At 53.5% G+C, this 21,633-nt stretch carries 22 protein-coding genes and 1 pseudogene; 14 read left to right on the forward strand and 9 right to left on the reverse strand.

Annotated elements, in window-relative coordinates; all coding sequences use genetic code 11:
- Positions 1-340: 340 nt before the first annotated feature.
- Both HOL66_09470 and HOL66_09475 read right to left on the reverse strand, forming a co-directional pair.
- Complete coding sequence (locus HOL66_09470) at positions 341-1,216, reverse strand: toll/interleukin-1 receptor domain-containing protein (GenBank protein MBT5244465.1); 876 nt, start codon at positions 1,214-1,216, stop codon at positions 341-343.
- Between the two features lie 291 nt (positions 1,217-1,507).
- A complete protein-coding gene (locus HOL66_09475) occupies positions 1,508-1,891 on the reverse strand; it encodes a metallopeptidase family protein (protein MBT5244466.1) in 384 nt (127 codons plus the stop codon).
- A gap of 52 nt (positions 1,892-1,943) precedes the next feature.
- Here HOL66_09475 and HOL66_09480 point away from each other — a divergent pair, with 52 nt between their 5' ends.
- Positions 1,944-2,228 (forward strand): 4a-hydroxytetrahydrobiopterin dehydratase, encoded by a 285-nt coding sequence (locus HOL66_09480; protein ID MBT5244467.1) that lies wholly within the window; start codon positions 1,944-1,946, stop codon positions 2,226-2,228.
- On the opposite strand, the gene HOL66_09485 is transcribed toward HOL66_09480, so the two are convergent.
- Positions 2,225-2,992 carry an SDR family NAD(P)-dependent oxidoreductase gene (locus tag HOL66_09485; GenBank protein ID MBT5244468.1) on the reverse strand — a complete coding sequence of 256 codons (768 nt, stop codon included), beginning with the start codon at positions 2,990-2,992 and terminating at the stop codon, positions 2,225-2,227. The two genes, HOL66_09480 and HOL66_09485, sit on opposite strands and share 4 nt — an antisense overlap.
- A 106-nt stretch (positions 2,993-3,098) precedes the next feature.
- Here HOL66_09485 and HOL66_09490 point away from each other — a divergent pair.
- Positions 3,099-3,874 (forward strand): annotated as a pseudogene (locus HOL66_09490) (flagellar motor protein PomA).
- A 13-nt stretch (positions 3,875-3,887) separates the two neighbouring features.
- A complete protein-coding gene (locus tag HOL66_09495) occupies positions 3,888-4,721 on the forward strand; it encodes an OmpA family protein (protein ID MBT5244469.1) in 834 nt (277 codons plus the stop codon).
- Between the two features lie 20 nt (positions 4,722-4,741).
- On the opposite strand, the gene HOL66_09500 is transcribed toward HOL66_09495, so the two are convergent.
- Positions 4,742-5,695: a DMT family transporter gene (locus tag HOL66_09500; protein ID MBT5244470.1), complete on the reverse strand. Its 954-nt coding sequence runs from the start codon at positions 5,693-5,695 to the stop codon at positions 4,742-4,744.
- Between the two features lie 121 nt (positions 5,696-5,816).
- Here HOL66_09500 and HOL66_09505 point away from each other — a divergent pair, with 121 nt between their 5' ends.
- Positions 5,817-7,769 carry an acetoacetate--CoA ligase gene (locus HOL66_09505; GenBank protein MBT5244471.1) on the forward strand — a complete coding sequence of 651 codons (1,953 nt, stop codon included), beginning with the start codon at positions 5,817-5,819 and terminating at the stop codon, positions 7,767-7,769.
- A gap of 13 nt (positions 7,770-7,782) precedes the next feature.
- Here the strand turns inward: HOL66_09505 and speB are convergent, their stop codons facing one another.
- Together speB and HOL66_09515 are read right to left on the reverse strand one after the other, a co-directional pair.
- Positions 7,783-8,724 (reverse strand): agmatinase, encoded by a 942-nt coding sequence (gene speB, locus HOL66_09510; GenBank protein MBT5244472.1) that lies wholly within the window; start codon positions 8,722-8,724, stop codon positions 7,783-7,785.
- 70 nt (positions 8,725-8,794) lie between these two features.
- A complete protein-coding gene (locus tag HOL66_09515; protein ID MBT5244473.1) occupies positions 8,795-9,715 on the reverse strand; it encodes a transcriptional regulator GcvA in 921 nt (306 codons plus the stop codon).
- A gap of 216 nt (positions 9,716-9,931) precedes the next feature.
- Between HOL66_09515 and HOL66_09520 the strand changes: the two genes are divergently transcribed.
- Genes HOL66_09520 through HOL66_09535 form a run of 4 tightly spaced genes read left to right on the forward strand, consistent with a single transcriptional unit; the run spans position 9,932 to position 12,941 of the window.
- Positions 9,932-10,168 (forward strand): DUF1127 domain-containing protein, encoded by a 237-nt coding sequence (locus HOL66_09520; GenBank protein MBT5244474.1) that lies wholly within the window; start codon positions 9,932-9,934, stop codon positions 10,166-10,168.
- 14 nt (positions 10,169-10,182) lie between these two features.
- Complete coding sequence (locus HOL66_09525; protein MBT5244475.1) at positions 10,183-11,082, forward strand: DMT family transporter; 900 nt, start codon at positions 10,183-10,185, stop codon at positions 11,080-11,082.
- Positions 11,083-11,096: 14 nt separating this feature from the next.
- Positions 11,097-12,323, forward strand: coding sequence for an MFS transporter (locus HOL66_09530; protein MBT5244476.1), 1,227 nt, complete (start codon positions 11,097-11,099; stop codon positions 12,321-12,323).
- 36 nt (positions 12,324-12,359) lie between these two features.
- Positions 12,360-12,941: an RNA methyltransferase gene (locus tag HOL66_09535; GenBank protein ID MBT5244477.1), complete on the forward strand. Its 582-nt coding sequence runs from the start codon at positions 12,360-12,362 to the stop codon at positions 12,939-12,941.
- A gap of 66 nt (positions 12,942-13,007) precedes the next feature.
- Here the strand turns inward: HOL66_09535 and HOL66_09540 are convergent, their stop codons facing one another.
- On the reverse strand, positions 13,008-14,069 hold the full coding sequence (locus HOL66_09540) for an asparaginase (protein ID MBT5244478.1): 1,062 nt from the start codon (positions 14,067-14,069) through the stop codon (positions 13,008-13,010).
- Positions 14,070-14,073: 4 nt separating this feature from the next.
- On the opposite strand from HOL66_09540, the gene HOL66_09545 reads away from it, so the two are divergent.
- The 6 genes from HOL66_09545 to HOL66_09570 all read left to right on the forward strand — a co-directional run bounded on the left by HOL66_09545 (position 14,074) and on the right by HOL66_09570 (position 19,158).
- Positions 14,074-14,631: a hypothetical protein gene (locus HOL66_09545; protein ID MBT5244479.1), complete on the forward strand. Its 558-nt coding sequence runs from the start codon at positions 14,074-14,076 to the stop codon at positions 14,629-14,631.
- A gap of 55 nt (positions 14,632-14,686) precedes the next feature.
- A complete protein-coding gene (rlmN, locus tag HOL66_09550) occupies positions 14,687-15,817 on the forward strand; it encodes a 23S rRNA (adenine(2503)-C(2))-methyltransferase RlmN (GenBank protein ID MBT5244480.1) in 1,131 nt (376 codons plus the stop codon).
- A 42-nt stretch (positions 15,818-15,859) separates the two neighbouring features.
- Positions 15,860-16,441 carry a TetR/AcrR family transcriptional regulator gene (locus tag HOL66_09555; protein MBT5244481.1) on the forward strand — a complete coding sequence of 194 codons (582 nt, stop codon included), beginning with the start codon at positions 15,860-15,862 and terminating at the stop codon, positions 16,439-16,441.
- 120 nt (positions 16,442-16,561) lie between these two features.
- Positions 16,562-17,128: a carboxymuconolactone decarboxylase family protein gene (locus tag HOL66_09560; protein ID MBT5244482.1), complete on the forward strand. Its 567-nt coding sequence runs from the start codon at positions 16,562-16,564 to the stop codon at positions 17,126-17,128.
- Between the two features lie 87 nt (positions 17,129-17,215).
- Positions 17,216-17,872, forward strand: coding sequence for a DsbA family protein (locus HOL66_09565; protein MBT5244483.1), 657 nt, complete (start codon positions 17,216-17,218; stop codon positions 17,870-17,872).
- Between the two features lie 77 nt (positions 17,873-17,949).
- Positions 17,950-19,158: an argininosuccinate synthase gene (locus HOL66_09570; GenBank protein ID MBT5244484.1), complete on the forward strand. Its 1,209-nt coding sequence runs from the start codon at positions 17,950-17,952 to the stop codon at positions 19,156-19,158.
- A 14-nt stretch (positions 19,159-19,172) separates the two neighbouring features.
- On the opposite strand, the gene HOL66_09575 is transcribed toward HOL66_09570, so the two are convergent.
- Positions 19,173-20,630, reverse strand: coding sequence for an ATP-binding protein (locus HOL66_09575; GenBank protein ID MBT5244485.1), 1,458 nt, complete (start codon positions 20,628-20,630; stop codon positions 19,173-19,175).
- 95 nt (positions 20,631-20,725) lie between these two features.
- Positions 20,726-21,610: a dienelactone hydrolase family protein gene (locus HOL66_09580; protein MBT5244486.1), complete on the reverse strand. Its 885-nt coding sequence runs from the start codon at positions 21,608-21,610 to the stop codon at positions 20,726-20,728.
- Positions 21,611-21,633: the final 23 nt, after the last annotated feature.

Consider the following 21,633-nt stretch of genomic DNA (forward strand, 5'->3'; position numbering starts at 1 on the left):
GTTGAACCGGCCTCAGCCTGCTTCAAAATAGCGATGATCTGGCTGTCAGAATAACGTGATTGTTTCATGTTGAATCTCCTCAAAAAACATTACGAGAAAATTCTACTCATTTGTACCGCTAAAAATTGGGAGCATTACCCTCTATTTCTTCCAATGACGGTGCTTTCATGGCTTAACTTTGGCCACCACAGGGCCCACTTGGCTTCCAAAGGAGGTCGCCCTGATCAGTTGTCACCGTGATCCAAGAATGCTGTTTCGATACAACCACTTGAGGGCAGAGGATGTTGCTGAAAAGTTAACAAAGCACTCCGTTGATCTGGATATTCGTTATTGAATTCTTCTAATGGCGTTGAATAGATTTACTTAAATAACTGGAAACCTCTTCTACCTTAGAAAACAAATCTTGCAACTCGGTAATTTTAGATTTTCCGACAGTTTTCTGTTCACCATTCTTGTTAAACCAAATGGATATCCTCGATAACTGATCATCAAGATACTCCCAAGCAGAACGATTTTCTCTCATACTTCCCCTCGACCTTGAGGTCATTCCTGCCTCTTGAAGGACAGACAGTAGGTAGTCTCGAGGAAGAACTCCCTCTGGGTCATTCAACAATCGTTGGTTGCTTCTCAGGTTTAAGACAAGTTCCTCAAGTGTTGATTGAATAGATTGTAGGTTGGCCTCTTGTTTCTTTTCCTGAGGCACCTTGGAAGACTTCTTTTTGGCGATACTAGTAATTTCATCTTCAACCACCTTCAACGATCCTTCCAAATCTGGCCAGAACCTATTGAAAATTTTGTTTAGTCGAATTTCATCAAGGGATTGGTCGGTATTCACCTCATTTAGTGTTTTTACTAGTTTTAGGAAATCATCCTTTTCAAAAATAACACTTTGAAATTGTGACAATGGTGCCTTCACGTCTTGTCGTTTTACCCCAATTAAAACAGGCGCAACGTTGGATTCACCAAACTTTTTTGACAATGCCCCGGCTTCAAACAACACCCAAGGGGCATCAAGATTATCCGGCGTTAAACAGAGTATTCCAAACCCAGAGTTTTCCAAACTGTGTGCAATATCCACATTCCAACGGCTTCCCTTGAGTATGTTCTCTGAAGAAACATATGGATTAATACTTTGGATTACCGATGGGAGCCATTCGTTTAGAGCAATAGCAATCTTATTACTTTTGTCGCCTGACCAACTGATAAAAACATCCATGGTCTCATCCCCATCCAAGCTATTTTTGATTGATGAAATAATAAAACATAGATTATCGATCACTCACAATTGTTAAATTGCTCGTAGTTGTCGTGAATATATTGGCATATTTTCAATGAATGGCTGAGAGAATTCCCCGAAAAGCCGTCACAAGATGTAGTGATTGAGACCCCAGGTTTCGATTGAAGCGATAGCCCCTGAGAGTCCCTCAGTGACTCGCTGAGTCGTTCTCTTGAATTCAGGTAGGCCGAATTGGTTTGTCTTTGGGATGTCGCCCGAAGCGGCGGGCTTTTAACCGGCACCCTCAATGCGCTCCATATCCTCGTCGCTGAGGCCGAAGTGGTGGCCTATTTCGTGGATCAGGACGTGGCGGACAAGATGGTTTAAGTCTTCGCCGTTCTCATTCTGGTATTCCAGAATGGGTCCGCGGTAGAGGGTGATCATATCGATATCGTTTGCACTCGCTGTGATGCTTTTTTGATCCAGCGACACGCCATAATACAATCCAAGCAAATCAAAAGGCGACGACAAGCCCAGGGCGGCCTGGGTTTCGCTGTCGGGAAATTCCTCGACCCGGATGACCACGTCGTCCACATGGGCGAGCAATTCGCCGGGCACGGTTTTCAGGGCCTCGGCGGCAATAGCCTCAATTTCTTCCAGGCTTGGTTCTTTCATGGCTTTACTTTAGCCACCACAGGCACCACTTGGCTATCAAAGGAGAGCCATTATGAGCGATAAACTAAGCGCTGCGGACAGGGACGCCGGGATTGCCGGTCTTGATGACTGGGTACTGGTTGAAGACCGGGAAGCGATTTTCAAATCCCTCAGCTTCAAGAATTTTGGCGAGGCCTTTGCCTTTATGACCCGTGTCGCCATCGAGGCTGAAAAGCGCGACCACCATCCCGAATGGTTCAATGTCTATAACCGGGTCGACATCACCCTTTCCAGCCACGATGTGGACGGCCTGTCGGCGCGCGACCTGAAACTGGCGCGATTTATCGACGGACTTTAGAGAGGTGCCATCCTGAGCGCCCCGTCCAGGCGCACCACCTCGCCATTCATCATGACATTGGAAAGCATGTGCAGGACCAGATCGGCGAATTCGTCAGGACGCCCAAGTCGCGACGGGAACGGCACCGACGCACCAAGCGCCTGCTGCACGTCATCGGACAAGCCAAACAACATGGGTGTGCCAAAGATGCCCGGCGCAATAGCCAGCACCCGGACGGCGGAACGCGAAAACTCCCGCGCCGCAGGTAACGTCAGTGCAACAATGCCGCCTTTGGAGGCGGCGTAGGCGGCTTGCCCGATCTGCCCTTCATAGGCGGCGATTGAGGCGGTGTTGATGATCACGCCGCGCTCGCCCGTATCAAGCGGCTCAAGGTCCTTCATGGCGGCGGCGGCGAGGCGCATCATGTTGAAAGTGCCAATCAGGTTAATGTTGATAACGCGGGCGAAGTCGTCCAGCGCCATCGGCCCGTCGCGGCCAACGATTTTGCCCGGCGTGCCGATACCGGCGCAATTAATCAGGATACGGGCCGGGCCGTGGGCTTCGCTGGCCGCCGCTACCGCCGCCTCGGCGCTGGCCGCGTCTGATACGTCACAGGCAAGCGCCAGCGCGTTCTCGCCGAAAGGTTCGGCGGCTTGCTTTGCGGCTTCAAGGTTGAGGTCTGCAAAGGCAACCCGGGCACCGGCCCGGGCCAGGGCTTCCGCCGTCGCCCGGCCAAGGCCGGAAGCAGCACCCGTGACAAGGGCGGCCATATCCGTAACGTTCATGTCAGTCTCTCCAGATAGGGTGATGATCTCTTAACGCAGGTTGGTATTATGTTCTGATATCTCCTATAAACAACAGGGATTCTCTCGGGATAGGGACCGCGCCTACATGGATATTGCGACATTACTTGGTTTGGTCATGGGAACCGGCGTCGTCGTCGCCGCCATTCTTGTTGGCTCCGACCTTATAATTTTCCTCAATCTACCGGGATTTCTGATCGTCGTCGGCGGCACCTTTGCTGCGACCCTGGTCAAGTTTCCCATTTCAAAGGTCTTTGTCGCCCTCAAGGTTGGCATGAAAGCCGCCTTCACGGTCGACCAGAACGATGCCTTGAGCCTTATTGAAATGGCCATCAGTCTGGCCAAGAAAACCCGCAAAGGCGGTCTTTTGGCGCTTGAAGGTGTCGATATCGACAACGACTTCATGAAAAAAGGCATCCAGCTTTGTGTTGACGGATTGGCCCCGGAAGTCGTTCGCAAGACCTTGACGTCGGAAATGCATCAAACGATCCGCCGCAATGAGGAAGGCTCGAAAATTTTTCGCGGCATCGGTGACGCCGCCCCGCCTTCGGCATGATCGGCACCCTGGTCGGCCTCGTGCAAATGCTGGCCAACCTGTCAGACCCGGCATCCATCGGTCCGTCCATGGCGGTTGCCATGCTGACAACGCTGTACGGTGCGGTCATCGCCAACCTGATTGCCCTGCCCATTGCCGATAAACTGGAATCGCGGGTTGCCGATGAAGAAAATATTGCCGCTCTGATCATCGACAGCGTGCTTGAAATTCAGGCCCAGACCAATCCCAATGTGCTGGGTGAGTTGCTGCAAGTTTATCTGCCCGCGCACCTTCGCGATCATCTTGGTGAAGGAGGCGATGGGGAATAGTGGATACTAGAGCATGAGTAATAAGAAACCTCCTGCCGGCGCGCCTGTGTGGATGACGACATTCGCCGATCTGATGTCCCTGCTTCTGACCCTGTTCGTGCTGATGCTGACGTTCGCCAAGATGGACGTGGAGAAATACCAGCAATTGGCCGGATCCATGAAAAACGCCTTCGGTGTCCAGTATTTGAAAAAACTCGCAGGAATTATTGAAGAAGATGGCGGCCCGATGGGGGTAACCACGAAACGCAAAGTCCCCAAGGCCGTCGTGGAATTGCAAATCGATGACACCATTGGCGAAGACGTGCCCGTGGTTAAAGAACCAGAGGACAATCTGGCCGAAACCGTCAGCCAGGCCGTCGCCGAACAGATATCCCAGCAGATGGCCAATGTTGAGGAGCGCGAAGGCGAGGTTATCGTCCGCTTTCCTGGCAAGTTTGCATTCCCTTCAGGCGCCGAATCCCTGACATCGGAATTTCTTATCGCCCTGAACAATCTGGCCACGGTAATCAAAAAAAGCGAAGGCGACATTATTATTGCCGGTCACACCGACGACAGGCCGATCAAAACCGCCCGCTTCCGTTCTAACTGGGATTTATCTGCGGCGCGGGCAAATTCCGTCGTCCACTATCTGCTGGAATTCACCACCGTCGAATCATCGCGTCTTGCAGCCATGGGTTACGCCGATAGCCGCCCGCTGGCGCCCAATGACACGGATGAAAACCGGGCCCTGAACCGTCGTGTCGAGGTCATCTTCCGCAAGGCGAATACCGCCAAGAAACCCCCGGCAAATGACGAAGGCGCTGGGCAACCGACGACCGAAAAAACCCCAATCCCGGATAGTGGATAGAATCTAACATATGGTATCCACTAGTCAGTAGAATTTTTCTCTACAACGGCTGGCACCAGATTAGCCTGCACTGAACGGAAAAGCCTGGCCTGACGGGATTCCCTGTGGGCCGTATACAGGGCCGCAGAGAAAATAATTGCCGCACCCAGCCAGGTCCAGATATCGGGACTTTCGGCAAAAAACAGATATCCCAGGATGGCCGCGAAAATCAGTCTGGAAAAATCAAACGGTAGAACCGCCGAAACATCGGCCGAGGCAAAAGCCCGCGCCAACGCAATCTGACCGATGGTCGCGAACAGGCCGAGGGCGACAAACCACAGGTAATCAACGGGCTGGGGCGTCGTCCAGTTGAACAGTGCCGGAACCAGGGACATGGGTGTCATGATCAAACCCATGAACAGAACAATCATGCTCGGCGTTTCGGTTCGGCTTAAGGATTTAATAGAAAGAGCGGCCATGGACATACAGGCCGAGGCAAGAAGGACAAGGCCCGCACCAAGCCCGATATCGATGCCAGCGGGACGAACAATAACCAGCGCGCCGATCAGGCCCGCCACCGTCGCCGCCCAGCGTCGCACCCGAACGGTCTCGCCAAGAAACAACGCCGCCCCGACGGTTGCAAACAGGGGAGTGGTAAAGCTCAACGCCGTTGCTTCGGCAATCGGCATCATGGAGACGGCGACGAACCAGCTTAACATCGCCACCAGACCTATGGATGAACGAAACACGTGCATGGGCAAGCGCTCGGTCTTCAACACCTTGAAACCGGACTTGAACAACCATGGCAGCATGAATAACAAACCAAACAGGTTGCGGAAAAACGCCAGCTCGAACGGATGCATGGAACCCGACACCTCGCGGATAACCGTCGTCAGCGCCGCAAAGCTGGCCGCCGCAAGGACCATCCACAGCGCCCCGCGCATGGGGGCCGAAAGCCCAGGTTGACTATTTTTTTGTTGTGGTTCAGCCGTCATGGGCGACAGACTATTGTGGACTTAGGAGTCTGACCAGTCCCGTTTCAACATGGCTGCCTTGCGCGCACGGGCCTGGCAGAACATACTCTTAAAAAAATAACCCCGTTTTGGAGACAGACGCTTGCAACAACCACTCTGGCAACCCGGCGAAGAACGCATCAGCGGAACCAACATCACCGCTTTTATCCGCGCCATCGAAGAAGACTGGAATGTCAACGTTGAGAATTTTGACGGCCTTTATGAATTTTCGATAACAGAAATAGACAAATTCTGGATGTCGCTAAAAGACTTCGGCGGCGTCATTGCGGAAACCTGGGGTGATGCCGTTCAGGAAACTCCCGGCCGTATGCCCGGAACCCGCTTTTTCCCCGACGCCCGCCTGAACTTCGCAGAAAACTTGTTGCGCAGACGCGACGATAGCGAGGCCCTGGTCTTTCGCGGTGAGGATAAAGTTAACCGCCGCCTGAGTTTCGCCGAGCTTTACGATCAGGTTTCGCTGGTCCGTCAGGCCCTGATTAACATTGGCGTGACATCAGGAGACAGGGTCGGCGCTTATCTGCCCAATATGCCAGAGGCTATTATCGCCATGCTGGCGACGTCCTCGCTGGGTGCTATCTGGTCATCATGTTCGCCGGATTTTGGCGTCAAGGGTGTGCTCGACCGCTTCGGCCAGATCGAGCCCAAAGTGATCTTTGCCGCCGAGGGCTATCACTACAACGGCAAGTCCCACGACTGTCTGGAAAAACTGGCCGAAATCGTGAGGGCCCTGCCCAGCGTCGAGAAAACCGTGGTCGTTCCCTACACCCGCGACGCACCTGCCATTGACGGGGTGAAGAACGCCGTCTGGCTTGGTGATTTAACGAACCCCTATCAGGCTGCCGACATCGACTTTGAACGCTTCGCCTTTAACCATCCGCTTTATATTATGTATTCTTCGGGCACCACCGGCGCGCCCAAGTGCATTGTTCATGGGGCAGGCGGTTCCTTGCTGCAGCACATTAAAGAACACCAGCTTCACTGCGACATCAAACCCGGGGACAGGGTCTTCTACTTCACCACCTGCGGCTGGATGATGTGGAACTGGCTGGTCACGGCGCTGGCCTCGCAAGCCACCCTGATCCTTTATGACGGGTCGCCTTTTTATCCCGACGGCAATGTTTTGTTCGATTATGCCGACGCCGAAAAAATGACCCTGTTTGGCACATCGGCCAAATTCATTGATGCCGCCATCAAGGCCGAACTGGAACCGGCAAAGACCCACTCCCTCCAAAGCGTGCGCCTGATTTGTTCGACCGGATCGCCGCTTGCCCCCGACGCTTTCACCTGGGTTTACGACCACATCAAGCGTGATGTGCATCTGGCCTCAATAGCCGGTGGCACTGATTTGATGGGCTGCTTTATGTTGGGCGACCCGACCGGGCCCGTCTGGAAGGGCGAAATTCAGGCCCGCGCCCTGGGCATGGCGGTTGATGTTTTCGATGATGACGGCCAGTCCATTCGTGGCGAGAAAGGCGAACTTGTCTGCACCTTGCCGTTCCCGTCCATGCCCATCGGTTTTTACAAGGACGATGATGGCTCAAAGTACCACAGCGCCTATTTTGAACGTTTCGACAATGTCTGGTGTCATGGCGATTATGTGGAGCTGACCGAACACGGCGGGGTCATTATCTATGGTCGTTCGGACGCCACACTCAACCCCGGCGGCGTCAGAATCGGCACCGCTGAAATCTACCGGCAGGTCGAGAAACTTTCCCAGGTGGTCGAAGCCATCGTCATCGGCCAGCAATGGGATAACGATGTCAGGGTCGTGCTGTTTATTGTTTTGCGTGAAGGACTGGCGCTGGATGAGGACCTCATCAACCTGATTCGTTCGGAAGTTCGCGCCAACTGCACGCCGCGCCACGTTCCGGCCAAGGTCATTCAGGTTAGCGATATCCCGCGCACCAAATCTGGCAAAATTACCGAACTGGCGGTCCGCGACGTCATTCACGGTCGTCCGGTCAAGAACAAGGAAGCCCTTGCCAACCCCGAGGCGCTGACGTTGTTTGAGAACTTGACGGAGCTTCAGGATTAAGACGGGGTGACGTTTACCTGTTGGCGACAGCGTCCGCCAATAGACAGAGTATTTCATACATTAAGGTGGCCCCGACCAGGGCCGTGTTACCGCTGGGATCTGATGGCGGGGCGACTTCGACAACGTCGCCGCCGATCAGGTTCAGGCCGCGCAGACCACGCAAAAGAGCTTGCGCCTCAATGGTAGTGATGCCGCCAATTTCAGGGGTTCCGGTTCCCGGCGCGTAGACCGGGTCAAGGCCGTCCACATCGAAAGAGATATAAGTCGGGCCGTCCCCGACAACACGCCGGGCCTCGGCAATCACCGCCTCCACCCCCAGCTTTGTGAATTCCTCCATGAAGATCACCCGCATCCCGTTCTCCAGGGAGTAGTCCCATCCTTCGGGGCTGTTCTGGGCCCCGCGAATGCCGATCTGAACCGTCCGCTCGCCATCCAGCAAGCCGTCTTCGTGGGCCCGGCGGAAGGGGGTTCCATGCATAAACTTGGAACCCTGAAACTGGTCCCAGGTATCCGTGTGGGCATCAATATGAATAAGTCCTACGGGTGTGTCTTTGGCAATCGCCTTAAAGATCGGATAGGTCACCGAATGGTCGCCACCGGCACTCAAAGGTATGACCCCGGCGGCATGGACGCGGGCGTAGAAGGTCTCGATATCACGGACGACGGCAGCGTGATCAAACACCCCGTCGAAGGTCACATCACCGATATCGGCGATCTTGCAAAGATCATAAGGATTGATTTTGCTGACATGATGGATCGAGCGCATCAGGCTTGACTGGTTGCGCATCTCGCGCGGCCCGTGACGGGCCCCGGCCCTGTTGGTCACGGACCCGTCATAGGGCACCCCGATCATGGCAATGTCGAGCCCGGCCGGGTCGGGCTGGTAAGGTGTGCGCATAAAGGTCGGCATTCCCATATAGCGCGGCAGTGACATTTGGGTTTGATCTGTGGACATTGGTTAAGCCATTCCTTCCTGAGTCAGTCATACAATCAGCCTATCGCCATTAAATCACCCCTGAAAGGATTTATCCGTGGGCTACGACGTCGGCAAAGCGGGCTTCGGTTTCTTTTGCCTCAACTTTTAACCAGTCCCTGAAAGCGACGATCTTGGGCCGCTTGGCTGAAGCCTTGGGGTAAACGGCGCAATAAACATGATGTCCCTCAAGATCGATATCGAAGGGTTTGACCAACAAGCCTGCGGCAAGGTCATCGGCGATCAATACCGAGCGGCCAAGGGCGACACCTTCACCAGCGACAGCCGCCTGCTGGACAAGATAGGAGTGGGAAAACGAAGGCCCACGCGAAACGTCCATACCACTTACCCCCGCGACCTCAGACCAGACGCCCCAGTCATCGCGCATGTCGTCATGCAACAGGGGAAAGCGAACAAGGTCGGCGGGACTGTTCAGGGAACCAAACTTCTCAAGCAACGAGGGGCTTAAAACCGGAAACATGGTTTCCTTCATCAACACCACCATCTCCATACCCGGATACGGACCGGATCCGTATCTGAGCGCCATATCGAAACCGCCGGAGGTAAAGTCGACGACCTGATCGGTGGTTGAAATCCGCACGTCGATGTCCGGATGAAGGATGCGGAACTTGCCGATTTTAGGGACAAGCCACGAGGCGGCGATTGAATCCAGTGTGCTCAGCGTTAAAACACCGGCCTGGTCACGCTCGTACAGGCGCTCGACAGCATCGGCAATGGTATCAAAGGCGTTGCCTAAATCCGGATACAGCGCCTGACCCTCGTCAGTCAGTAAAAGCGAGCGGTTAACCCGGCGAAACAGGGCCAGACCGAGTGTTTCTTCAAGTCCTTTGACCTGATGGCTGATCGCCGCCTGGGTGACGTTCAATTCGGCCGCCGCGCGGGTAAAACTGAGATGGCGTGCGGCCGCTTCAAAAGCCTTCAAAGAATTTAGCGGCGGCATACGTCTGGGCATAATTTAACCTTATAAACTTAATGATAATGTATCAATACAATTCTAATTAAATCTGTTAACTTGTTATAAATACTTGTATTTATTTATTTTAGTATATTTTTTTAATAAGTTTTTCTAATGTAAATATGAGAAAAGATCGTTTGAGGTCCAGCCATTTTAGGAATATCTCTAGGGTCATCATTTAACGATTAACCCGAAAGTCTGAAGGAGGACGCCATGACCACATCAATCCTGAAAAACCACAAACAATACGTGGCGACCAGCGCGCTGGAACGCATCGCCGTGTTCATCGAAACCGCACCTGATCGTTTGTTGAAAACGCTTTACACCTGGCAAACACGGATCTCCGACCGTCGCCACCTGCGTGAACTCAATGACAGCATGTTGGTTGATATTGGTTTCGATCGCGTCGATATTGAGCGTGAAGCTGGAAAACCCTTCTGGCAGAACTAAGTAAGCGAGGCTACGTGAACATTATTCTGCTTTATGCAGGAACTGTCCTGATTTGGGGCTCGACCTGGCTGGTCATCAAATACCAGCTGGGTCTTGTCGCGCCTGAAGTGTCGGTTGCCTACCGTTTTGCTCTGGCCGCTATCATCTTGATGATTTACTGCGTCGCCACATCCAAACGTATGCGTTATGGCCTTAGGGATCATATTGGCATGGCGACGCTTGGGTTGTTTTTATTTTCGGCCAACTATTTTGTCTTTTATCTGGCCACCTATGACTTGACAACCGGCCTGATCGCCGTGGTTTTTTCCGGCATTGCCATCACCAACATCATTTTCGGCGCCCTGCTCCTTGGTAATCCGATCCGGCCAAGGGTTGCTTTGGGTGCAGCTTTCGGCATAGCCGGTCTGGTGACCGTGTTCTGGCCCGAGATTCAAAACTTTGACCTTGCCAGTCAAGGCAGTCGCGGATTGTTGTGGTCCATTGCCGGAACCTTGCTGGCGTCGATTGGCAATATGGCCTCGGCGTCAAACCAGCGCCGTGGCTTGCCTGTTCTTCAGGCCAACGCCTACGGCATGACTTACGGGGCGGTCTTTATGCTGGCGTTCGCGGTGATTGGCGGTTCGCAGTTTAATTTTGACAGCTCGCCGCTTTATGTGGGTTCGCTGATTTATTTGGCTTTGTTCGGCTCGGTGATCGCCTTCGGTTGCTACCTGACCCTGATTGGCCGCATTGGTCCTGATAAAGCCGCGTATGCGACAGTTTTATTTCCCCTTATTGCCCTTGGCCTGTCGACAATTTTCGAGGACTATCAATGGTCCGTTGGGGCCATTGTCGGTATGGTGCTGGTGCTTTTTGGCAATGTTCTTGTATTGAGCCGCAAACGCCGCCAAATAACAGTAGAAGCATCAGCCTGAAACAGAAGGTCCACATGTCACCGTCTTTTCGCCAGAACACCACCGTTTTAATAATCACCGCCGCCGTGGTCATAAGCCTGACCATGGGCCTGCGCAGCACCTTCGGACTTTTCCAGACCCCCATTGGCCTGGATCTGGGTTTCACCCGCACTTCTTTTGGTTTCGCCATGGCCATGCAGCAGTTGTTATGGGGATTGTTCCAGCCGTTTTGCGGCATGGCCGCTGATCGCTACGGCAGCGGTCGGGTGCTGGTCATTGGCGCCCTCGCATACATGGCCGGTCTTTTGGTGATGTCAGGATCGAACGACATCATCAGCTTTAATATCGGTGCCGGCTGGCTGGTTGGTTTTGGCCTGTCTGCGACCAGTTTTTCAGTCGTCCTGGGCGCGCTCGGCCGCATGGTAAGACCTGAAAAACAAAGCGTCGCCTTTGGCATCGCCACCGCCGGTGGCTCCATCGGTCAGTTTTTTATGGCCCCCATCGGCCAGAACCTGATCGAAAATCAAGGATGGTCAAGCGCCCTTGTCGTCATGGCGCTGATCGCCTTGTTGATGGCGGTGTCAGGTTTTTTCCTGCAAAGCAAGGCCGGGGACGAAATCAGGCTTGGCGGGGCGGCGGCTGAAACATCTGAGCAAACCATCAGGCAGGCCTTGATCGAAGCCTGGGGTGACAAAAGCTACCGTTATTTGACACTCGGTTTTTTCGTCTGCGGCTTTCAGGTCTCCTTTATCACCATTCACCTGCCGTCCTATCTTCAGGATCTTGGTATGGGCCCGCATGTGGGCGCGACATCGCTGGCCCTGATCGGTTTTTTCAACATCATCGGCACCTATAGCTGTGGTGTGCTGGGCGCTAAATTCCCAAAACGATATCTTCTGAGCTTGCTTTACTTCCTGCGAGCCATCGTCGTGATGATCTTCCTGATTTTTCCAAAGACCGACATGGCGGTTTATCTGTTCGCCGCCTCCATGGGGTTGCTGTGGCTGGGGACAGTGCCGCTAACCAGTGGTGTTGTCGCCGGGATTTTCGGCCCCCGCTTTATGTCGACGCTGTTTGGATTTGTTTTCTTCAGCCATCAGGCCGGTAGCTTTATTGGTGTCTGGCTGGGTGGCTATCTGTTTGATCAGACTGGCAGCTATGATGGCATCTGGTATGGATCTGTCGTGCTTGGCATTGCCGCCGCCCTGTTGCATCTGCCAATTGTCGAACAGCCATTGCAGCGATCCAAGGCTCCAGCCTAATATCCCTGACGTGAAACAGTAGGGAAGACGATTGGTATGCGCGGTTACTTTGGCATCGGTGTAGAGGGCATTTCCAAAGCCATGAACGTCGGTTCGATTTTTCGCACCGCCCACGCCTTTGGTGCAGGCTTTGTCTTCACCGTAAATGCCTCATACGCGCGCGGCGAAGGCGGTCGGGCAGATACCTCAAGCGCGCTGGATCACACGCCATTCTACGAATTTCCCGACATGGGCGCCATGGTGCTGCCCGAAAAATGCGCTCTGGTCGGCGTTGAGCTAACCCCGGAATCCATTGAATTACCAAGCTTTCATCATCCGGCGCAGGCCGCCTATATCCTTGGCCCGGAACGCGCGTCCCTGTCGCCGGAGATGACGGAACGTTGTGAATTTGTCATCAAAATTCCGATGCAGTTCTGCGTCAACGTTTCCATCGCAGCGGCCATTGTCATGTATGACCGGGTGCAGAGCCTTGGCCGTTTCCAACGCCGTCCTGAACGGCCCGGTGGACCGTCCGAAGCCTTGCCCGATCCGGTTTTCGGAGAACCGAAATTTCGTGATCAGGCGGGAAAGTTCCTGTCCAACCCGCCCCCGGATGTACACCCGCAAGAAGAAGACTGAGTTCAACCCGCTGGCAACCGTTGTCACCGGGAACATCAACCCCCATTTATCGATGTTCTTCTTCACTCACCCGGCGTTTCCGTCAAGAAATTTTGCCGCCTGAACAACCCCGCAAGCCTCGCCCATTGCGTTTGTCACCACCGGTTCAATCTGGCTTTTAAGAACTGCCGAAATGGCTTCGTCAAAAATTCCCAAATGGCCAAGGACTGCCGCCATGGCAACTTCCGAAGCACGGGTTGCGCCATCGTCAATTTTTAACGCCACGCCAAGACCAAGTCCCGGCAGGAACGCCCCATACACACCTTCTGCCCCGGTCTTGACAAGTGCCGGTCCGTTGGGGCCGTTTTGCGTCGCCTCAATGACGATGGTATCGAAACGACGGTGACCGGCAACCATTAACGGCTGTGCCCCTATGGCTGCCGTAATGCGCCTGACCGCTGCTGCGCGAACCGTTGGCAATGTGTCTGGTGTGGCCATTTTTGCAAAACCCCGGGCCATAGCATCAAGTGGCAGGGCAATGACCGGAATACCACAACCATCACAGCCCCTGGGCGCATTGGTCAAATCCATATCAGCCATTTCCTCAAGAGTGCCAAGGATTCGGCGCTGAACCGGATGATCGGCGCTGATATAACCTTTCGTCGGCTCACCCATATGCAGGGTGGTGGCAAGGAAACCGGTATGTTTACCCGAACAGTTATTATGAGCGCGGGTCAGTTTGGTATTGCTCCTGATCAGCTCTTCATGGACCACCTTCTCATTGGAGCCCGTTGATCCGCATTCCAGATCCATATCGCTTAAACCAAGGCGCTTAAGCCAGCCCTCAACAACAGCCATGTGCTCAGGACCGGAGCTATGGGAGGAACAGGCAAGGGCCAGTTCCTGATCACTGACATCAAAATGATCGGCCGTACCTGTCTCAATCAGGGCCAGGGCCTGCATTGATTTAATGGCCGAGCGCGGCAGTACCGGCGCCTCAATGTCGCCCCACTTTTCAACAATTTTACCTGCGCCATCGACGATCGCAATAGCGCCGCGGTGACGGCTTTCTACCCCGTCGCCCCGTGTCACTTCGACCAGTACCGGATTTTGTTGGTTGCTTTTCATAATGTGAGCACTATTTGCCATTTTTATGAGAGGCTTGGCAAGGCTCGCGAGCGAGGGTATCACTGTCTCTATGAAAAAAGCGCTTTCTGCTATTTTTTGCCTGACTGTGGCGGTGTTTTCGGCCCCCGTCGCCAGGGCCCAGGATACAAACCTGATCGATGTGTTCGACGACTGGAGCGCCTTTGCGCTCAAGCAGGGCGGAAAACCGGTTTGTTACATTGGCAGCGTGCCGACCAAATCGGCCGGAAAATACAGCAAGCGGGGCGATGTCCTGTTTCTGGTCACCCACCGCCCCGCCGCCAAGGCCAACGGTGTTGTTAATTTCCAGACCGGTTACGCCTTTAAAGCCGGTATCGATGCCCAACTGATTATTGGCAAGACAACATACAAACTGTTTACCGAGGGCGAGGACGCCTGGGCCTTTGATTCAAAATCTGACAAGGCCATCATAAACGCCCTGATCAGGGGGGCGCAGATGGTTATCAAAGGGACCTCTTCGCGCGGCACCGAAACCACTGACACGTTCTCCCTAAAGGGTTTTACCGCTGCCTACAAAGCCGCCAGCAAGGCCTGTAAATTATAGCCATCCCCACGTTTTTCCTTGGGTTCTTTGCAAAAGCCGCTATATCAACAGCGTGATGAGCACAAACAACAGCCAAAAATTATCCCTTGTAGGACTCGACCGTAGCGAGCTTACCGCAGCCCTTGAGGATATCGGCGAGAAACCATTCCGCGCCAAGCAGCTCTGGCACTGGATGTATTTTCAAGGCGTTACCGATTTTTCCGCCATGACCTCAATTGCCAAACCCTTACAAACCAAGCTGGCTGAACATTTCGTCGTGGGTCGACCGGAATTAAGCCGCGAGCAAACTTCCAGTGATACGGCCCGCAAATGGCTGCTCAAGTTTGAAGATGGCAATGAAGCCGAAACGGTGTTCATTCCCGAAGATGGTCGCGGCGCCCTGTGCCTGTCCTCGCAAGTCGGTTGCACCTTAACCTGCACGTTTTGCCATACCGGTACCCAACGCTTGGTTCGCAACCTTTCGGCTGCCGAAATCGTCGGCCAGATCATGGTGGCCCGGGATTCATACGGTGAATGGCCTTCACCCGCGGGAGAGCGTCGGTTTTCCAATATCGTTATGATGGGTATGGGCGAGCCGCTGTTTAATTATGACAACGTCGCCAAAGCCCTGAAAATTATTATGGATGGCGAGGGGATTTCCATTTCCAAACGCCGCATCACCCTGTCGACCTCCGGCGTCGTACCCCTGATCCGCCAGTGTGGGGCCGACCTTGGTGTCAATCTGGCAATTTCCCTGCACGCCGTCAGCGACGAGTTGCGTGACCAGATCATGCCCATTAACAAGAAGTACCCCTTAAAGGAACTTCTTAAGGCCTGTCGGGAATATCCCGGTTCTAACAATGCCCGGCGCATCACCTTTGAATACGTCATGTTGAAAGGCATAAACGATTCCGCCGCAGACGCCCGCGAATTGGTGCGTATGGTTAAAGGAATACCGGCCAAGTTCAACCTGATCCCCTTTAACAAGTGGCCGGGATCGGAATTTGAATGCTCTGAACCCGCCACCATCAAACGCTTTTCCAAAATTATCAACGATGGCGGATTTTCCGCACCCATCAGGGTGCCGCGTGGCCGCGATATTCTGGCCGCCTGCGGACAACTGAAGTCGGCCAGCGAGCACGAGAAGCTTTCCCGCCTGAAAGCCCGCCGGGCAGCCGGTATCGAAGACGATCATCATCCATCCTGAGATCATTCTTGAACTATCATTCTAAAAAACCTAATCTGGGCCATGGCCAGAACAAAAGAATTTGATACTGATGATGTCGTCTTAAAGGCGATTGAGGTTTTCTGGAGCAAGGGCTTCGAGGCAACGTCAATTTCTGACCTGGTCGAGGCGATGGGCATCAACCGGGGCTCAATCTACGATACCTTCGGCGACAAAGCAGGATTGTTCGAGCTTGCGATCCAGCGTTATCAAATCGATGCGCCATCGCAACGATTGCTGGACAATGCCGAAACCGGCGACCCGCGTGAGGAAATTGAGCTGTTTTTCAATGCCTTACTTAGCCGCAGCGACTGTCCGGAAGGGTTTCGCGGATGCCTGATCACAAACTCGATTACCGAACTTGCGGCCCGCGACGCGAAAATGGCGGCCCTGTTCAAGGCCGGGGTTAAACGCATAGAAGACGCCTTTTTCACCTTGATCAGGCGCGGCCAGGAAACCGGCGACATTGCCCCGTGGCGTGAAGCGCGCAGTCTCGCCCGCTCTCTTCTGGCTTCGGCGCAAGGCCTGATCGTTGTCTCGAAAGTCGAACCCGGCCGGGAAACCCTGGCCGATATTGCAGAAACGGCGCTTTCTTTGCTCGATTAAAGGCAATTATTAGAACGTTCGTTCCATTATTAACTTGACTCGCGTTTCTGACAGAACCACAATGCCCGCACATTCTGGAACGTTCATTCAATTTACTTGTCAAAACAGGAAATAGACATCATGAGCCTATTTGAATTACACACCACAGAAACCGCCCCTGAAGGATCGCGTGAGGATATCAACGCCGTTCAGGGCCGCTTTGGCTTCCTGCCCAACATTTATGCGGTGCTGGCTGAATCACCCGCCGTGATCAAGGCCTACAACGCGCTGGGCAATCTGTTGACAACCACATCGTTTAGCCCGGCGGAACAGCAACTGATGCTGCTGACGATCAGCGCCGTCAATGGCTGTGAATACTGCGTCGCGGCCCACACCATGGGCGGCATGAAAGCGCAACTTGACGAGGATGTGATTAACGCCGTGCGTGATGGTGGCGTCATAGCCGATCCAAAACTCGCCGCCTTGTCAAATTTTGCCCGCAGCGTTGTTGAGAAGCGCGGGTACATGACAGAGTCCGAAATCGAAACCCTTTTTGCCGCCGGGTACAGCAAGGATCAGGCCATGGAAGTGGTTATGGCAACGGCCATGAAAACAATTTCCAACTACATCAATCACTTCGCCGAAACCCCGCTGGATGATGCCTTTTCCAAGGCGGCCTGGCACGCCCCCGAATCCAAGGTCGCTTGAACAAAGCTTGAAAGCACCTGCCCCGCTCCGCGCATCCCCCCGGCGTGGAGCGGGTCTTTTTTAAACAATTAATGCTATAAGTAATCCATGAGCGCACCGTCCCACAGCAAAGAACTGATTCTTGTCGCCGACCCCATGTGTTCCTGGTGCTGGGGATTTGCCCCTGCGCTCAGCGCCATTCGCGAGCGCTATGGCGACGAACTGGCCGTCACCCTGATCGTCGGTGGCCTGCGGGCCGGCAACGACAAGATCATGGACGAGGAATCCAAGAATTTCATCCGCCATCACTGGCAAGAGGTCAACAAGGCTTCGGGCCAGCCCTTCAATTTTAATTTCTTTGAGCGTGACGACTTTATCTACGACACCGAGCCTGCCTGCCGGGCCTGCGTCACCGTGCGCGGCATCAAACCAGAGGCGACCCTCAACTATCTGGAATTGTTACACCGCAGTTTCTACGCCAACAATCAGGATATCACCGATACCTCCGTACTCGCCTCGCTGGCCGTGAGTCTCGGCATTGACGCCGAACACTTCACAACCGTCTTTCAGTCCGATGAGGCCCGCGCCGCCACCTTCGATGATTTTCAGGTCGCTCGCAATCTGGGGGTTACCGGATTTCCGACCATCGTCGCCGTCGATAAGCCTGCAGATGAAGGCGGCGACAGCCAGTTTGCCTATCTGAGCGTTGGCTACCGGCCCTTTGAAGCACTTGAGCCGGTGCTCGAAGAATGGATCGCTGCTTAAGATATCTTGCTCCCCAGCCGCATTTGCCTATACTGCGCGCCCATTGAAATTCCTTTTTTCTTGAAGGTTAAAAGCACATGAGCGCCGCTATTAAAAAAGTCGTCCTGGCCTACTCCGGTGGGCTCGATACCTCCGTCATCCTGCGCTGGTTGCAGGACACCTACGGCTGCGAGGTCGTCACTTTTACCGCCGACTTAGGCCAAGGCGAGGAGGTCGAACCGGCCCGCGCCAAAGCCGAGATGATGGGCATCAAGGAAATTTACATCGAAGACCTGCGCGAAGAGTTCGTCCGCGATTATGTCTTCCCGATGTTTCGGGCCAATGCCCTTTACGAAGGCACCTATCTGCTTGGAACCTCCATCGCCCGGCCGCTGATCGCCAAACGTCAGATCGAAATTGCCGCCGAGGTTGGCGCCGATGCCGTTTCCCACGGCGCCACCGGCAAAGGCAATGACCAGGTTCGCTTCGAGCTTGGCTATTACGCGCTCAATCCCGATATCAAAATCATCGCGCCGTGGCGCGAGTGGGATTTGAACTCCCGCACCAAGTTGATTGAATACGCGGGCCTACATCAAATTCCGGTGCCCAAGGACAAGCAGGGCGAACCACCCTATTCAGCCGATGCCAACCTTTTGCATATCAGTTGTGAAGGCAAGGCGCTGGAAGACCCGTGGGTCGAAGCGCCCGAGGATGTTTATACACGTTCGGTTTCGCCCGAAGACGCGCCCGATAAGCCGACCTATATCGAGATGGAATTCGAGCGTGGCGATCCGGTCGCCATCAACGGGGAAATGCTGAGCCCGGCCCAACTTCTGACCAAACTCAACAAACTGGGCGGCGATAATGGCATCGGCAGGAAAGACATCGTCGAGAACCGCTTCGTCGGCATGAAGTCGCGCGGCATTTACGAAACCCCGGGTGGAACCATCTTGCTGGAAGCCCGGCGCGGCATGGAAAGCATCACCCTGGATAGAAACGCCGCCCACATGAAGGACGAGATGATGCCCCGCTACGCCGAAACCATTTACAACGGCTTCTGGTTCGCGCCTGAACGGATCATGATGCAGGCGGCCATCGATAAAGCCTCCGAGGTGGTAAACGGTATCGTCAGGGTCAAGCTCTACAAGGGCACCGTCGCCGTCGTCGGCCGCAAGTCACCCATGAGCCTGTATGATGAAGCCATCGTCACGTTTGAGGAAGACGACGTCTACGACCAACACGACGCCGAAGGTTTTATTAAGTTGAACGCGTTACGGTTGAGGCTTGGCAAACGGCTAAAAGGCTAAGGACCGCACCGGTATTAATCTGGTGGAAACTGGTAGGGTTCATACGTTCGCGGATTGATGCCATCCTGCAATTCGGCTTCCGAAAGTCGTCCTAAAAAATATGCGTAGTCTGCCACAGGATAAAACAAGACTTTAACTCCGTCATATACTTTCACCTCAAATGCGCTACGGCATAGGACTCTAGCCTTCTCTAAACCATTCTTTTCCGCAAAATTAAGCAGGCTGCTTATTTTGCCTCTATCGTTTAGAGCCTTATCACTCCACTTAATTTCTGTTGCGAACCAAATTTCTCCACTCGAAAGTATACCGACAAGATCAACTTCCCCTTCTCTCCATCTTGCATAATGAACAAAGTCAATAAGCCCCGAGTGTGCAAATTGCGCAATCACGGCTGTTTCTACCAATCCCCCCATAGCCTCATCGTTTTGATCTATCATCCCGAAAAGTGCCGCGCGAAGAGAGGGATTTGTTAGGTAAACCTTAAATGTTGTGATTCGTTTGAACCGCTTGGCGTTTTGGTCAACCCGATGGATACGTTGGATGAGGAAAGCGGCTTCAAGATAATCCAGGTATTTCTTCAGGGTGTTCTTGGCAACCCCCGAAGCCTTCGACAAACCCTCAAGGCTCACTTCATTGCCGGTGTTGTAGGTCAGCACCGAGAAAAGCTGGTTTAGTTCCTGAGTATCCTGAATACCGTAAAGACTGGGTAAGTCGCGAAGAAGAACTTTATCTATAATATCATTGCCGACAAAACGCCTAAGGTCGCCCCGAACAGACGATGAAAAAATGGCCTCCGGGAAACCGCCATAGTTGATGTAATCCATAAATTCCTGATTGAGCCGCCCTATATCTTTAGTACCGGAATTTTTATAATTATCGACATCGAACAGTTCATCTTCGACATCTCTAAACCGCAAAAATTCCGCAAACGTTAGGGGAGGCAGTAGAAAATCCGTAAAACGTCCGGCCCCGGATTCTCGGCTTTTCAATTTTAGCGCAGCCGCCGCTGACCCGGAGGCAACGAAGTTAATGCCAGGATAGGAGTCGACCAAGGTTTTCAGATGAATTTCCCATTCCTTGCGATACTGGATCTCATCAAAAAAAACATACAATCCTTTTGAGCGGCGAGGATGACTATGAATTTCCTGAAACATCATCAGGATTTTTTCGAGGTCCAAAGCTGTATATAATGGGTTATCGATCGATACGTAGAAAATATTCTCAGGCGGCGTCTCCAAATCAATCAAAGCCTGAACTGTATGCTGAATCATCACCGTCTTGCCGACGCGCCTTGGCCCCATCAGCACCACGGCGCGTTTAACGTCTCTTTGCGTCACAAGCTCCAAAAACGGTTCAAAATACATACGCCGTGGATAATTATCCACTTCCGGGTCGACGCCATTGCCTTCTTCCCACCACGGATTATCAAAGGTGAGGCGATTTTTTAGTTCATTATCAGAGACTTGACGCATAAATCACCATTAAGATCAAATTGTTGATCTTAATATACATGCTTTGGCAACTAAGATCAATCAATTGATCTTAGTTGTTGTTGGCGCCTGATGAGCTAAGCCAGCTTTTCCTTGAAGAACGCCACTGTCCGGCTCCACGCCAGTTCGGCCTGGGTTTTGTCGTAGCGCGGGGTGGTGTCGTTGTGGAAGCCATGGTTGACGCCGGGATAAATGTGGGCGGTGTATTCCTTACCTTCGGCCTTAAGCGCCGCTTCGTAAGCCGGCCAGCCTTTGTTGATGCGGGTGTCCAGTTCGGCGTAGTGCAGCAGCAAAGGCGCCTTGATCCACGAGACATCGCCGGCGGCCGGTTGGCGGCCATAAAAAGGCACCGACGCCGCAAGCCCGGGCAAGCGCACCGCCATTGAGTTACAGACACCGCCGCCGTAGCAAAACCCGACAACGCCAACTTTGCCGTTAGATTGGGTGTCCGCTTTCAAGTGCTCGAACGCGGCGACAAAGTCTTCTTCCAGCTTGCCCTTATCTAGCTGCTTTTGCATGGCCTTGCCTTCATCGTCAGTCCCGGGATAACCGCCCAGCGGAGTCAGGCCATCAGGCGCCAAGGCGGTAAAACCGGCAACCGCAAGACGGCGGGCGACATCGGCAATATAAGGATTGAGGCCACGATTTTCGTGAACGACAACCACACCGCCGCGCTTGCCGCCACCGGCAGGGCGCACCAGATATCCCTTGATAGCGCCGTGGCCATCGGGGGAAGCATATTCGATTGTATTGGCCTGAATCCTTTTATCGTTCTCTTCAACCTGATTGGCCAGGGCGTAATCGGGTGATAAGATTTTCAAGAGCCCCGCAGCGCTGATCCCGCCGACAGCAAACTTTGCAGCCCTGTTCAGAAATTCCCTGCGCTCAATCAAGCCGTGAGCGTAACGGTCATAAATGTCGAGCAATTCCTGGTCGAAATTACCAGCGGTCAAACGCGCCATGATCTTCCCTCCCCTTATTTGAG

Source organism: Rhodospirillaceae bacterium (assembly GCA_018662005.1).
Taxonomy (GTDB): domain Bacteria; phylum Pseudomonadota; class Alphaproteobacteria; order Rhodospirillales; family JABHCV01; genus JACNJU01.